The 14,297-nt window shown below is 40.1% G+C and carries 12 protein-coding genes and 1 tRNA gene; 11 read left to right on the forward strand and 2 right to left on the reverse strand.

The genetic code is table 11. From position 1 onward, the window contains the following. Positions 1-4 precede the first annotated feature (4 nt). Positions 5-505 carry a GNAT family N-acetyltransferase gene (locus tag D1013_RS00390; RefSeq protein ID WP_121847000.1) on the reverse strand — a complete coding sequence of 167 codons (501 nt, stop codon included), beginning with the start codon at positions 503-505 and terminating at the stop codon, positions 5-7. 49 nt (positions 506-554) lie between these two features. Between D1013_RS00390 and D1013_RS00395 the strand changes: the two genes are divergently transcribed. From D1013_RS00395 to D1013_RS00435, 9 genes are all read left to right on the forward strand, one after another. Then, positions 555-1,355, forward strand: a complete 801-nt coding sequence (locus D1013_RS00395) for a universal stress protein (protein WP_121847001.1) — start codon at positions 555-557, stop codon at positions 1,353-1,355. Between the two features lie 71 nt (positions 1,356-1,426). Beyond that, a tRNA-Ala gene (locus D1013_RS00400) sits at positions 1,427-1,503 on the forward strand. Positions 1,504-1,746: 243 nt separating this feature from the next. Next, positions 1,747-2,103, forward strand: coding sequence for a fructose 1,6-bisphosphatase (locus D1013_RS00405; RefSeq protein WP_121847002.1), 357 nt, complete (start codon positions 1,747-1,749; stop codon positions 2,101-2,103). Positions 2,104-2,204: 101 nt separating this feature from the next. Next, the gene (locus tag D1013_RS00410; RefSeq protein ID WP_121850538.1) at positions 2,205-3,008 is read left to right on the forward strand and encodes a cell envelope biogenesis protein OmpA; all 804 of its coding nucleotides are present in this window, start codon (positions 2,205-2,207) and stop codon (positions 3,006-3,008) included. Beyond that, the gene (locus D1013_RS00415; RefSeq protein ID WP_121847003.1) at positions 2,995-3,501 is read left to right on the forward strand and encodes a Rab family GTPase; all 507 of its coding nucleotides are present in this window, start codon (positions 2,995-2,997) and stop codon (positions 3,499-3,501) included. The genes D1013_RS00410 and D1013_RS00415 overlap by 14 nt, the downstream gene beginning before the upstream one ends. After that, positions 3,485-5,005 (forward strand): ATP-binding response regulator, encoded by a 1,521-nt coding sequence (locus tag D1013_RS00420; RefSeq protein ID WP_121847004.1) that lies wholly within the window; start codon positions 3,485-3,487, stop codon positions 5,003-5,005. Before D1013_RS00415 ends, D1013_RS00420 begins: the two co-directional genes overlap by 17 nt. A 583-nt stretch (positions 5,006-5,588) precedes the next feature. Then, complete coding sequence (locus D1013_RS00425; protein ID WP_121847005.1) at positions 5,589-6,884, forward strand: DUF5690 family protein; 1,296 nt, start codon at positions 5,589-5,591, stop codon at positions 6,882-6,884. After that, the gene (locus D1013_RS00430; protein ID WP_121847006.1) at positions 6,868-8,031 is read left to right on the forward strand and encodes a TIGR03364 family FAD-dependent oxidoreductase; all 1,164 of its coding nucleotides are present in this window, start codon (positions 6,868-6,870) and stop codon (positions 8,029-8,031) included. Before D1013_RS00425 ends, D1013_RS00430 begins: the two co-directional genes overlap by 17 nt. Beyond that, positions 8,024-8,701, forward strand: coding sequence for a phosphonatase-like hydrolase (locus D1013_RS00435; protein WP_121847007.1), 678 nt, complete (start codon positions 8,024-8,026; stop codon positions 8,699-8,701). The genes D1013_RS00430 and D1013_RS00435 overlap by 8 nt, the downstream gene beginning before the upstream one ends. A 44-nt stretch (positions 8,702-8,745) precedes the next feature. Here the strand turns inward: D1013_RS00435 and D1013_RS00440 are convergent, their stop codons facing one another. Then, positions 8,746-9,312, reverse strand: coding sequence for a helix-turn-helix domain-containing protein (locus D1013_RS00440; protein ID WP_121847008.1), 567 nt, complete (start codon positions 9,310-9,312; stop codon positions 8,746-8,748). A 267-nt stretch (positions 9,313-9,579) separates the two neighbouring features. Between D1013_RS00440 and D1013_RS00445 the strand changes: the two genes are divergently transcribed. Continuing rightward, the gene (locus D1013_RS00445) at positions 9,580-12,768 is read left to right on the forward strand and encodes a SusC/RagA family TonB-linked outer membrane protein (protein WP_121847009.1); all 3,189 of its coding nucleotides are present in this window, start codon (positions 9,580-9,582) and stop codon (positions 12,766-12,768) included. A gap of 14 nt (positions 12,769-12,782) precedes the next feature. Continuing rightward, entirely contained in the window at positions 12,783-14,291 is a 1,509-nt protein-coding gene (locus D1013_RS00450) for a SusD/RagB family nutrient-binding outer membrane lipoprotein (RefSeq protein WP_121847010.1), read from the forward strand. Positions 14,292-14,297 lie beyond the last annotated feature (6 nt).

Genomic DNA, 14,297 nt, shown 5'->3' on the forward strand with positions numbered 1-14,297 from the left:
CAAGTTACAGCACTAATTCATAACAATGAAAGGGGTGTTCACTTTGTTTCGGGAAAAAAATATCGCCTAATTTTTGAAACCCTCGCTTTTCATAAAACCTCTGGTTTCGGGTATTCTGACTAAAGGTATCGAGCCTTACGGAAATAAAGCCATTATCGCGCGCATGGTTTTCGGCAAATTGCATCATTTGTTGTGCGTAACCTTTGCCCTGTCGGTTCGGGTGCACCCCTAATCGATGAATATAAATATTTCTACCATTCTCGGTGAGCCATTCAATAGGCAGATACTCCTCATCCATAAGAGTTGAGACTACTATGGTACCGATAATTTCTTCTTCAATCACTAACACATAGAGCTCACCCCTATCTATGTCCGCTTCAAAAACTGCTCGTGACGGATAGTGCTCGTTCCATTGAAAGATACCATTCTTGATCATGTGTTGGGCACATGCATTGGCAAGCGCCAATATTTGCGGAATTTCAGATAGTTTTGCCTTTCGTATCATTAGGTTAAATCCAATTAAATTGTAAATTTAAGGTTAAAACAATTAAAACATGAAACACATTCTTGTACCTATCGGTACTTCACCAGACGCACACCAAACACTTCAATACGCCATTGATTTTGCTACCGAATTCTCTTCAAAGATTTTTTTGATGGAAGTGTTCAGTGTTTCGATCGGGGCCGGAAAAGCCTTGACCAACGTAACCGAAAAAGTGGCTGAAAGTGGTAAGGAGCGTCTAAAGGAGGTTATCGAAAAGGTTGATAACAAGAGTGTGGAAATTCAAATCGCTTCTTATAATGGCGATATTGTTGATGGCCTGAAAGAAATTGATAAAGAACTAGGTATAGACCTTATCATCGTCGCCCCAAGAAGTAACGATGTCAGCGAAGAAGTTTATCTCGGTAACACTTCCGGTCGTATTATTAAAAGAACGAACATACCCACGCTTATTGTACCAAAAGGTAGCCCCTTAAGACCTTTGGGAACTATTTTAACTGCCTTCAAGTCGGGTGTTCTGAAAAGAAAACGTATTCTCAACCCGTTGATAGAAATCAAAAACAAGTTCGATGCCAAGGTTAATTTACTATTGGTAAAAACACCTGGTTACACCGATGAAGACCTACAGGTCAACACGGCATTGATGGATATCAGTTCTCAAATGACCCTAGCTGAAGCGCCGACCACTTACTTGGGCGTATTGGAACATTTACAATCGCAGCACCCCGATATGTTATGTGTTTTTAGGCGAAAAAGAGGTTTTTTCAAGAAACTTTGGGAAAAAGATACCATACTTAAATCTGAGTTTTCAGCGCGTATACCGGTGCTGGTACTCAGTGTAAAAAAGGATTAGAACAGGTAAAATTACATCATAAAGTATTTTGATACTTTATGAAAATGTATTTCCTTTGCGCATCCAAAAACGGGGGATTAGCTCAGCTGGCTAGAGCGCTTGCATGGCATGCAAGAGGTCACCGGTTCGACTCCGGTATTCTCCACCAAAACCATCACTTTTCAGTGGTGGTTTTTTTATTTCTCCACTTTTACCGATTAAAATAACAGACCTGCTTCCCAGTAAATAAGGGCATAAACGGTTATTTGCAGCGATTTTATCATCAAATATTTTTATATTAGTAGTTTGAACATCAAAAATACAGTTGGTTGTTTTTCCGGTGTATCATGCCTCCCCCAAACCAAATTGAATTTATTTCAAGTACAAACCCTATACCTTAAACCTAGAACCCATGGGTAAGAACGAAAAGGTGGTGCCATTGAACAATACGCAAGATGAGGCATCATCAAAAATAGAAATCATCAAAAACCTGATTTTTGGTGAAAACATAAAAACCTACGATTCTGAATTTGAGTCATTAAAAAAAGATATTCTTGATAAGAAAAGAGTACTTGAAGAACTCATTGAAGAAGTACGCCAAGACCTAAAAACAGCCATTGATAACGTTGCCACAGACGTCAACATTAGAATTACCGAACTAGAAGACAAAATCGAGGATAAGATAGAATCACTAGAAACCGAAAAGGTAAACAAAAAGATGTTGGGCAAGTTGTTGATCGACCTTGGCGAAAAAGTAAGCGAAAAATAGTTGTTTGAACAAGTTCTTTTTAAAAGCAAGTATAACTCAATACTGCTACCGTGAATTTAGGCGAAAAACAAAAGCCCAGTTTTACCGTAAAGAAAGTCCCAATGACGGAAAACGATAAAATTCAAATTCTAAAAGATATTCTCTTTGCTGAAGACAGCGATTATATAGAGAAGATTGCCCATAGGCTAGAGAATTTAGAAAGTACCCTGAACGACCGGCAGAAATTTTCAACAAAGGTAGACCCTATCATTCTACACCAACTTGAAGAATTCAAGACAAGTATTCCCTCGACCTTAGGCCCTACCATTACCGCTGCCCTTAAAACTGAAATCAAAAAGAACAAAGACGAAGTGGTCGAGGCCATGTTTCCTATTTTAGGAAAAATGATCAAAAAATATATCGCCCACGAAATCAAATTGCTTTCTGAAAAAATAAACAAGCAACTCAGTTTTAAAGACCGAATGAAGTCTTGGTTCGGCAATTCAACCAAAAAGCAAGAAATCATTGATGAATTAGCGGCTTCTCATATTGAGCAGGTATTACTTATAGAGAAAGACTCCGGTCTGTTGAAAGCTAGTTACTCGGTTACCCAAACAATCGATGAAGAAATGATTTCGGGCATGTTGACCGCTATCAAGAGTTTCGTTGAAGATGCTTTCGGACAAAAAAACCAGAATTTAGAATTAATAGATTACGAACTATACCATATACACCTACAAAGTTTTAATCGCTTTTATATAGCGGTTATACTTTCAGGAAATTACACCACCAAAGCAAAGGATAAGCTTCAAGACCTCATTTTCGACTTTTTTGAAAAGTTCACCAAAAAAGATGATTATCACGTGCTAGATTCAGATAGTATCAACAAACAATTAGCCCAAAATTTCGGACATGCACATCTCTAAAAAAATTGTGGTTTTGGGTCATTTTGGGGTAGGTAAGACCTCGCTCATCAGGCGTTTTGTAGAAAATAGTTTTTCTGACAATTACAAAGTTTCAATAGGTGTACACATCGTAAAAAAAGAAGTAGAATTATCTGAAGAAGATACTGTATCGCTCATTTTATGGGATTTGGAAGGAACTGATGATATCTCCCGCATCAGAGACTCCTACCTATTAGGCACCCATGGTCTTATTTATGTTTTTGACGTTTCAAGGCCATCGACTTTTCAGACTATAAACGATGATTTGAAAAAACTCGAAAAAAGAGTCAAAGGGGTACCGGTAAAAGTAGTCGGTAATAAAACAGATTTGATTCTTTTAGATGAACTAAAGACGGTGCTTGACGGTAAAGAAATCTCTTATGATTATCTAACCAGTGCCAAAACAGGTGAAAAAGTCAATGACCTATTCGAACAATTGGCAAAAATGCTTGCGCTAGATGCTGAAAAGATATAAGGAGGAGTTTCACGGGAGGAAGTTTCAATTTATTTTAACTGATTTGAAGGGAGTCGTTCTTGAAAGCGACCAACATCTTCTTGCCGTTAAAGAAAAAGAACTAATTGGTGATGTGCACCCCTTCTTCTTTAGCTTGCCTGAAATCATGCAAGGCGACGAGCGCACAACCTCATTTCATTGTGTTCAACTAGGTGATAGAACAGGTGAACTGACCACCGACATTACCGTCGAAAAAGTTGATAAAAGGTTGTTGGTCATAATTGAAAACCTCACCGATCATTACCTTTCCTATCAATCAATTGCTCAGTCGAGAAATGAATCAATAATCGATTCTGAGCTTATTCTTTTAAAAAACCATGAGCTGCAAGAAAGAGAAAGGTTTAAAAATGAGTTCATTCAAAACTTCAGCCATGAACTGCGAAACCCATTGACCAACATAATTGCATTGACCAATATTCTTCAACGCAGCAATTTAAATGAAGAGCAGACCGGCATTTTAGAGGTTCTGAAAGGTTCTACTTCGAACCTGAAGTTAATGCTTGAAGACATTCTTAGCCTAGCCATGATTTCGAAGGGTAAGTTGGCCCTCAACCCTACCGTATTTAACTTTCGACAGTTCATCGAATTCATTCGATTGACCTATACCACAAGGGCTCAAGAAAAGGGGTTGGCCTTTGCGCTGACCGCCGATGAAAAAATTCCGGAATATATTGAAGGCGACCGATTGCGCATGCTACAGATAGTAACCAACCTTTGTGATAATGCCATTAAATATACCGAGAAGGGAAAGGTAGCCCTGTATATTGCCTTGAACCAAAAAAGGGCCAATACCATAAATTTACGTTTTGGCGTAAAAGACACTGGGCAAGGCATCCCTGAAGAAAAGCTTGAAACGGTTTTAGAAAGTTTTGAGCAACTGGGTAAATCGGAAGGTGCCGGTTTGGGCCTAGCCATTGTAAAAGGCCTATTGGCCCTGATGAATGCACAAATTAAAATACAATCAATCGAGAACGAAGGATCTCATTTTTATTTTGATGTTACGCTTAAGTACCCCCTTCATCACCAATCGACCTTACTGACCTCAAAGCATGCTGTCACCCATACCTCCCCCAAAATATCGAAAACACCCAAAAAGTTTAAGGTCTTACTGGTAGAAGACAATGAGCACGTTCAAACAAGCCTTTTAAAAACCCTCATAGATACTGGAGATTTCTTTATCGACCTAGTAGGTGATGGGGCATTGGTAATGCAAGAGATTGTGAACAAGCATTATGATATCGTTCTAATGGACGTTAACTTACCTAACATTACTGGCGACCAATTGGCGAAAGTAATTCGCGGCCTTCCCTTTAAGAACATCAAAAAAATTCCGATAATCGGTATTACGGCCAACTCGTATAAAGAACAAATCAAGGCTTACAAAAAAGCAGGAATGAACATAGTTCTTTCAAAACCATTTGATGATGTTGAGCTTATAAAGACAATGTATAAACTACTACGATAATAAATCATATTTGTAGTATTTTTCTTAATAACTATGCATTTCATCGATTAATCAACCCTTTTTGTCGATAAATTCAAATCATAGTTCGTATATTCTTTCTTCAATTGGCTACCGCCTACTTTTACTGTGCTTTTAAGAAAAATAGCACTAAGCTATACTAACACTAACCATGTTTTAAAAGCAATAAAGTCTGAAGTTACGGTAGTTGGGTTTCAGCAAGGCAGTAAATAAAGTTCCCCTTTTTTTACAAACAGGCTAAAAAGATTTTTTGATAGTGGTTGGTTGACTTTAGATTAAAGGATGCCCGAACAATTATAGACTATGGTATAGGGTTAGGAAAGTAGTCTATAGTAATGTTCCCCTAGGGACATTCAAGAGATATCTTGAAATGTCCCTTATTTTTTGTCCTAATTCCCGAAATTCTTATTTGCTCTTCTCATTCCCTACAAAAAGCTTTAGCTTAATTTATTAAATTCACTGTAATTTAATTTCCCCGTAAATATTTCTTAACGCTTTTGAACATTACAAATAGTAAATTTTTATCGATTATTGTATATTTAATTTTACTATTTGTAAATAATCAATGAAGGTAACACAGAAAGACATTAAGTTTATCGCATACGGTGCCTTGGCTTCTTTCGGCACCTATTTCTGTATGTATGCCTTTAGAAAACCTTTTACCGTTGCTACCTACGAAAACTTGGCCTTTGCAGGAATTGATTTTAAGATCATTCTGATCATTGCCCAGGTAATCGGTTATATGTTATCAAAGTTTATTGGTATTAAACTTATATCAGAACTCAAACCTAAACAGCGGCTGCCCTATCTAATGGTTATGATTCTTTTGGCCGAACTAAGCCTGCTTTTGTTTGCTTTCGTAAGCTCCCCCATTAATATTCTATTCATGTTTATGAACGGGTTATCACTTGGCATGGTGTGGGGTGTTGTTTTCTCGTATTTAGAGGGCCGAAAGTTTACTGAAATCTTAGGGGTTATTTTATGTTCCAGTTTTATTCTATCAAGTGGCGTAGTGAAGTCTGCCGGTCTGCTGGTCATGCAACATCTAGGTGTTTCAGAATTCTGGATGCCTGCCATTACCGGTGCGTTTTTCTTGGTTCCTTTTGCCGTCTGCGCCTATTTGCTAGACAAAATGCCACCACCCACGGAAGAGGATAAAATTCTCAGGGAAGAAAGGTTGCCCATGACAGCACAAGACCGAAGAAAGGTTCTGGCACAGTTTTTCTTTCCCTTGGCTATTTTAGTGTTCTTCTATGTTTGCCTAACCGCTATGCGCGATTTTCGGGACAATTTTTCCCGAGAAATATGGGATGCCGTTGGCTATGAGGGCAATGCTTCGGTGTACACCCTTTCCGAGCTACCCGTGGCTTTCATTGTGCTACTTTCTATTGGGCTTTTCGCCTTTTTTAAGGATAATTTGAAGGCCTTTGTTTCCTATCATTATCTCTTGATTTTTGGTTCTGCGCTAGTGGGCGCAAGCACGTTTCTGTTTCAAACCCATACTATCGACCCTGTCTTTTGGATGGTTCTCACCGGCCTCGGGCTTTATATTTGCTACGTGCCTTTTAACTGCATTTTTTTCGATAGAATGATTGCTGCATTTCACATAAAGGGCAATGCGGGCTACCTGATCTATATCGCCGATGCCTTTGGGTATTTAGGAAGCATGGCGGTATTACTTTATAAAAATTTTGGTCAAGGGTCGCTTTCTTCTCTGCAGTTCTTCGTTCATGGCACCTACTTCATAGCGGTCATCGGTATTGCAGTTTCTATTCTCTCGCTGTTCTATTTTAAAAACAAGAATAAAAACCAAAACTCTGCTTCGAGCGACAAAAACATTTCCTATGAACCAATCGTATGACTTAATCGTTGTGGGTGGCGGCGTACTCGGTACGTTTCATGCCTATCATGCTGTCAATGCCGGCTTAAAGGTTGCACTTATCGAAAAAGACATGAGACCGCAAGGGGCGACGGTTCGTAATTTCGGACAAGTCGTGCCCTCGGGTATGAACACCAAATGGCAGAATTTCGGCAGGGAAAGTTTGGCCATTTATAAAGAGATACAAGAAGATTTCGATATCACCGTACGCCAAGAGGGCAGCATTTATTTGGCCTCCAATGAAGAAGAAGTTCAACTTTTAGAAGAACTCAAAAGTATTAACGAAACTAATGGGTACACTTCTAAAATGCTGACCAAAAATCAATGTTTGGCAAAGTATGCATCCCTTCGTGAAGATTATGTAAAAGCGGGCTTATTTTTTCCTGAAGAAGTTAAGGTTGAACCCCGCACTATGATCAATAAGCTGCAGCAATACTTGCAAGAAAAAGGCCTGGATCTTTATATGGGCGAGACCGTTATGGGTTGTGACGCCTTACGAAGCGGTGTTCAATTGTCGACCTCTAAAAATCGCATCTTTTCTACCGTAAAAGCCATTATCTGTAACGGTAGTGAATTTAAATACCTGTATCCGAATCTTTTTGAAGAAAGCGATCTAGAAGTTTCTAAGTTACAAATGATGCAGACAAAGGTACAGCCGAACTATAAGCTGCCCAGCTCTATACTTACGGGTCTGTCTATTAGACGGTACGAAGCTTTTTCAGAATGCCCATCCTACAGATCTATTAAAACAAAGGAAGACCCTCAATCATTCGAAAAGAAATGGGGCATACATATTCTTTTCAAACAAGCGCTCGACGGCAGTATTATTATCGGTGATTCCCACGAGTACGCGCCTGCCGGCAACATAGAAAAACTTGGCTTTGATTTAAATATGGATGTTGACAGTTTTATTCTCAAGGAGGCCAAGAAGATATTAAACCTGCCAACATACGAAATACAAAACCGATGGTTTGGCATGTACTCGCAATGCAAGGCTTCCGATATTTATCAGAGAACCATCGATGAAGACATTCACATAATTACGGGAATCGGCGGTAAGGGCATGACCGGAAGTGCCGGTTTTGCCAAACATAACATTAAAACAATCTTTAATCTAGAACATGCATAAGATACAATTGGTCGTTTTCGATATGGCCGGAACCGTGGTCAATGAAAACAATGTAGTCTATAAAACACTTCAAAAAGCCATTAATCAAAAAGGTTACGAACTCAATCTTGACTTTGTTCTTGAGCATGGCGCGGGAAAAGAGAAGCACCAAGCCATCAAAGATATTCTCAAAGCAATCGGTAAAGGCGAAAGCGAGCCTTCGCATCCAATTTTTGAAAATTTCAAACTAATGTTGGATGAAGCTTATGCCAACCTTGAGGTCTCCTCTTTTGAAGGCGTCGAAAAAACGCTTTCCCGCTTAAAAAAACAACACATTAAAATAGCTTTGAACACAGGGTACAATAAGAAAATTGCCAGTTTACTTCTAAAAAAAATGAATTGGGAAGAAGGGAAGCAATATGATGCCCTGATTACCGCAGATGATGTAGTAGAGGGAAGACCTCATCCTGCCATGATATTTGAAGCTATGAAACGATTGAATGTTAAAGATGCCTCGCAAGTATTAAAAGCCGGTGATTCGATTATAGATATTGAAGAAGGCAAGAATGCACATTGCGGGGTTACTATTGGGGTTACTACCGGGGCACATACCGGACAACAACTTGAATCGGCCAACCCTACCTATGTAGTGAGGTCATTGACCGAACTGGAACAGTTGGTGAGTGCCTAAAAAGATTTAGAGCCGATTCGATTCTTGAATTTCCTTGGCCTGTTTTAAATGAAAAAATACATGACCAACATTTTTGATGTTACCCCACCCCTGTTGACAGGCACATGTGGTATGCGACCATCAAAGAAAATACTGTCACCTTCTTTTAGCAGAACCTTATCATCACCGATTTCGTAATAACATTCACCCGAGAGCATATATTTAAACTCATAGGCATCGGTGGTGACTTTATCACGTTTTGAGCCGGGTGCCACTTCTAACAGGACACTTTCAAAGCCTAGTGAAGACAATTGCTTTCCAAAAATGTAGGTGTAAGAAAAACCGACTGCCTCATCTTCTTTTTCAATGATGCTGTTTTCCTCTTTTCTAGACACAATGTAATTTGCGCCATTCACTTGAGGCATGCCATTAAAGAAATCGGTAACCTCTGTTTCTAATGAAGAGATTATTTTGAGCAGCACGGGCAACGAGGGTATTGTTCGTCCGTTTTCGATTCTTGAAATGAGTCCGCCAGTAACGCCTGCCTTGCCCGCTATATCGTTAATGGTCTTTCCTCCTCCCTTTCGTATCTCTTTAATACGCTTTCCTATTCCTATTAAATAATCTTCCATGGTAGTGCTTTACTACAAACTTAGCACATTATTACATGAATGAATTTTATGCGATTTCACTTCAATAAATACCATTAGCCTTCTGTTTGTCAAACAATTATATAGCTATCACTTCAATTTGAATATTTGTAAATAATATTTTCATAACTTTTAGCTAACAATCACTTATTAAATGTTGCAATTATTTAATACTAATAGACTTTTTAGCTAACCTACGCCTTTGATATTTGCGCCCTGAAAAATAACCAAGAGTTTACAAATACGAAAATGAAAAAAACCTTACTTATTACAATTTTCACCTTGATGGTGGGCATTGTGAGCTTTGCCCAAACCAACTTTAAGGGTAAAGTTTATGATGAAAACAACGAACCGCTACCCGGAGCTTCAATTGTCATCAAAGGCAGCTCGAACGGGGTTGCTACCGATTTTGACGGTAATTTCTCTATTGATTTACCCAATGGAAACGAAATCTTGGTCATTTCGTACATTGGGTATGTTTCTTCGGAATTTAATACTGCAGGCAAATCTACTGCCGAAATAGTCTTACAGCCCGATTCACAACAGCTAGATGAAGTTGTTGTTACCGCCTTGGGTATCACAAGGGCTGAAAAGAAATTGGGTTACGCGACCCAAGAGATGGATGTTGAAACCATCGAAGAAATAAAAGCCCCCAACGTAGGAAGCCTTTTTACCGGGCAAGTAGCAGGTCTATCGGTCACCAACCCGACCGGCCTATTTCAATCGCCCTCTTTTTCCCTAAGAGGTAAAAGTCCTCTTATAGTTATTGATGGTATTCCGGTAGATACCGATTTCTTTGATCTTTCATCAAATGACATAGGTAACGTGAACGTATTGAAAGGTACTACCGCCTCTGCACTCTATGGTTCAAGAGGTAGAAACGGAGCCATATTGATCACTACCAAAAACGCTAAAAACGAAGGACTTGAAGTTTCGGTATCTCACAACATGATGGCTACGGCCGGCTTTACGGTATTTCCTGAAACACAGACCGAATACGGCAACGGGTCAAACGGTAAATATGAGTTTTGGGACGGTAAAGATGGTGGTATTTCAGACGGTGATATGATTTGGGGGCCTAAGTTCGGCACTGGTCAATTGATTCCGCAATGGAACAGCCCTATTCTGGATAATGAAACGGGCGAAACCATATCATGGTATGGCGATGTAGCTGGGACCATTTATGACGATAAAGCGAGGTACTCACGAGTTCCTATCCCTTGGGAATATCATAACAACCTAAAGGACTTCTTACAAACGGGATATATTTCCAACACCAACTTTGCCATTACTCAAAGAGGTGAAAAAGGCTCTTTCAGGCTTTCGGGCACCTACGGGTATCAAAAAGACCGTGTACCAAATGCCAGCCTTAACACCGGGGCCCTTAATTTCAAAGCAACCACATTGCTTTCCGACAAGCTTACCCTAGATAGTAAATTAGCTTACAACAAGGTCTATTCACCCAACTACCCACGTCATGGTTACGGTCCGAAAAACCATATGTATACTATTTTAATATGGATGGGTGACGACGTGAACGGAACCGACCTTCGCCAAAACCTATACGTACCCGGTCAAGAAGGTTATAGACAAGCCAACTGGAACTATGCATGGTACAACAACCCATATTTTGCCGCTTACGAGCTGAACCAAGAATATGATGCCAATGTAATCAACAGTCAATTAAAGTTGAACTACAAGGTGACCGATGAATTCAACCTACAGGCAAGGGGATCTGCGGTAATAAAAGATGTGTTCGAAGATCGTGAGAGTCCGAAGACTTACTTGAACTACGGTGATCCAAGGGAAGGAGATTATAAAACCTGGAATTCTGAGCGTCTTACTGTTGATTATGATATTTTAGCTACCTACCAAAAAGAGCTGAGCGAAAACTTTGCTTTCGATATCAACGCAGGTGCCGCTTCGCACTATCAAAAATACCAACAAGAATACAATGCCACCGATGGGTTGGTTGCTCCGTTCGTTTACAGCTTGAACAATACAAGCGGTAACATAAAGGGCTCTACCTACTATTGGCAAAAAACCATTAACAGTATCTATGCCACTATGGGCATTGATATCTACAATGCGTTGTTCTTGAACTTTTCTGCCAGAAACGACTGGTCATCAACATTACCGGAAGAGAATCGCTCTTATTTCTACCCTTCGGTTTCAGCGAGTTTGGTGCTGTCAAATATCTTGACCATGCCAGAAGGTGTTGATTATTTAAAGGTCTTTGGTTCTTGGGCCGAGGTCTCTAGCGATTTAGACCCGTTTCAATTAAACTCCTTTTATAACAACAATGGTTTCTTTGGTTCTAACCCAAGACTCACGTACCCTAGTGGTCTGGTGAACTCAATGATCGAGCCACAAAAATCGACCTCTTTTGAAATTGGTACGAGTGCATCATTCTTCAAGAACAGGTTGAAATTAGATTTCACCTACTACAATACAATTGATACCAATCAAATAATTGACCTGCCGGTTTCCGAAGCTTCAGGATTCTCCCAGAGAAAAGTGAACGGTAACGAATACACCACCAACGGTTTTGAAGTTGCCTTGAACCTAAGCCCTGTACGTACCGACAATTTTAGCTGGAATTCCAATATCAACTGGACCAAATGGGTGAAGAAAATTACTGACATCTATGGCGACCAAGACAGGTACGGTAATTTACGCCTTGACGACCGCGCCGATAGTTATTACGGTACGGTATGGCAAAAGTCTCCTGACGGGCAGTTAATACTTAACGATAGCGGCCTGCCTATTTTTGACAATTATGACCAGTACTTGGGCCATTTCGAACCAGATTGGCAACTAGGCTTCCTCAACAGCTTTAAGTATAAAGATTGGACATTAGATGTGGGCATCGACGGTGTCTGGGGAGGTATCTTCAATTCTACTACCATCGAAAAGATGTGGTGGGGCGGTAAGCACCCGAACTCTACCGAGTTTAGAGATGCTGAATATGCTGCCGGTGAGCCAGTATACGTGCCAGAAGGTGTAAATGTCGTAAGCGGTGAACTTACACAAGATGCCAATGGTAATGTTCTTTCGGATACCCGCGTTTTCGAGGCTAATACAACCGCCGTGAACTGGCAGACTTGGAGCCAAAACTACCCTTATAGAGCTCGAGTTACAGAAGATGAAAATGAAAAGTTCGCCAACGTCTTTGAAAGAACCTTCTTTAAGCTAAGAAGTGTTTCCCTTAGGTATGACCTAACCGATTTGGTCAATATCAAAAGCATAAAGCATATCGACATGTCTTTAAACGGTTACAACCTTTTCATTTGGAAAAAGGCCCCTATTGTCGATCCTGATTTTGGTACAGGAAGATCGGAGAGCGACCCGAACCCAGGCACACATTTCGGAAACGAAAACAATTTACAAGATCCATCATCCAGGTTTTTAGGCTTGGGCATTAACATGAAATTTTAATCCCGAAGAAGAAAATGAAACTATTTAAGATAACATTCGTTTTGGTATCGCTCATTACGCTGTCTTTAGCTTCGTGCAGTAAAGATTTGAGCGAAATAAATGAAAACCCCAATAACGTAAATGAAACGCATCCGCAGTTATTATTGACCGAGATTTGCTATGGCGCTTTTACCGTTGACGGAACATCGAATATGTACGCCAGTAGAATGCTGGTTCAGACCGATGGTGAGAACAGCAGTCAATATTACAATTGGAACCGTGGTAGCTTTGGCGAATACGGTAACCTTCGAAATATCACCAAAATGTATGAAGAGGCTGAGCGTATCGAAAGTGATGCTTACATTGCCTTGGCCAAATTTTTTAGGGCCTATTACTTCTATAGACTGACACTTACTTTTGGAGACATTCCTTACAGCGAGGCCTTAGGAGGAGAAATGAATAGTATCTACACCCCTAAATACGACTCTCAAAAACAGGTCTTTCAAGGAATTTTAAGTGAATTGAACGAGGCCAATGCCCTTCTGGCCAATAGCACCGAACTAATAGCCGGAGACATTATTTTTAACGGTGATGCCGCTAAATGGCAAAAACTTGTCAATTCATTTCGCCTTAAAGTTTTGATTACCTTGTCAAAAAAAGAAAGCGATAGCGATTTCAATATCGCTTCAAGCTTTGCCTCTATTTATAATAATGAACCGATTATGACTTCTTTAGAGGATAACGCACAAATTGTTTTTATTGATCAAGATGGTAGCCGATATAGCCAATTCAATAGCAGCGGTTATGGATCGGGTATGTATATGGATTCTACTTTTATCAAAAGGCTTCAAGACCATAGAGACCCACGGTTATTTCTCTACTCAGGCACGACGAAAAATGCAAAAGAGGCGGGTCTGGCCGACGATAATTTTGATGCCTATGAAGGTGGTAACCCTATAGCGCCTTACGGTGAGGTCAATGACAAGGCTGCAGCAGGCGACGTTTCGAAAGTGAACGACAGATACACGGTCGATCCCGTTGCAGAACCGCACAACCTCTTAGGCTTTTGGGAACTTGAATTTATAGTAGCCGAAGCAGCGCTTAACGGTTGGGTGGCGCAAGACCCAAAAGAACACTATGAAAATGGAATCAAAGCTTCTTTTGCGTTTTACCAATCATATGCAAACGACGCTACAGGTGCGAATGACTATTCATCTTTCGTAAATGAAGAAAAGGCCGAAGCCTACCTTCTTGAAGATTTGGTAAGCTGGGACAACGCCACTTCTCAAGATGAGCAGTTACAATTGATCATGATGCAGAAGTATTTTACTTCTTTTCACCAAACCGGCTGGAGAATGTACTACGATCATTTACGAACTGGTTATCCTGAATTCTTGATTCCTTCTACAGGAACGCCTCCTACCAGATGGATCTACCCTCAAAGTGAGTACAATCAGAACACCGAAAATGTTTCCATGGCAATTGAAAGTCAGTTTGGAGCTGGAAATGACGGAATTCGCCAAGTGCCTTGGTGGTTGGAATAGAAAAAA

The organism is Euzebyella marina (assembly GCF_003687485.1).
Lineage (GTDB): Bacteria > Bacteroidota > Bacteroidia > Flavobacteriales > Flavobacteriaceae > Euzebyella > Euzebyella marina.

Bases quoted from the DNA above. Each gene is read 5' to 3' on its own strand.
- D1013_RS00450 (WP_121847010.1), top strand. From the start codon at position 12,783: ATGAAACTATTTAAGATAACATTCGTTTTGGTATCGCTCATTACGCTG.
- D1013_RS00435 (WP_121847007.1), top strand. From the start codon at position 8,024: ATGCATAAGATACAATTGGTCGTTTTCGATATGGCCGGAACCGTGGTC.
- D1013_RS00420 (WP_121847004.1), top strand. From the start codon at position 3,485: ATGCTGAAAAGATATAAGGAGGAGTTTCACGGGAGGAAGTTTCAATTT.
- D1013_RS00445 (WP_121847009.1), top strand. From the start codon at position 9,580: ATGAAAAAAACCTTACTTATTACAATTTTCACCTTGATGGTGGGCATT.
- D1013_RS00410 (WP_121850538.1), top strand. From the start codon at position 2,205: ATGACGGAAAACGATAAAATTCAAATTCTAAAAGATATTCTCTTTGCT.
- D1013_RS00425 (WP_121847005.1), top strand. From the start codon at position 5,589: ATGAAGGTAACACAGAAAGACATTAAGTTTATCGCATACGGTGCCTTG.
- D1013_RS00440 (WP_121847008.1), bottom strand. From the start codon at position 9,312: ATGGAAGATTATTTAATAGGAATAGGAAAGCGTATTAAAGAGATACGA.
- D1013_RS00415 (WP_121847003.1), top strand. From the start codon at position 2,995: ATGCACATCTCTAAAAAAATTGTGGTTTTGGGTCATTTTGGGGTAGGT.
- D1013_RS00405 (WP_121847002.1), top strand. From the start codon at position 1,747: ATGGGTAAGAACGAAAAGGTGGTGCCATTGAACAATACGCAAGATGAG.
- D1013_RS00430 (WP_121847006.1), top strand. From the start codon at position 6,868: ATGAACCAATCGTATGACTTAATCGTTGTGGGTGGCGGCGTACTCGGT.
- D1013_RS00390 (WP_121847000.1), bottom strand. From the start codon at position 505: ATGATACGAAAGGCAAAACTATCTGAAATTCCGCAAATATTGGCGCTT.
- D1013_RS00395 (WP_121847001.1), top strand. From the start codon at position 555: ATGAAACACATTCTTGTACCTATCGGTACTTCACCAGACGCACACCAA.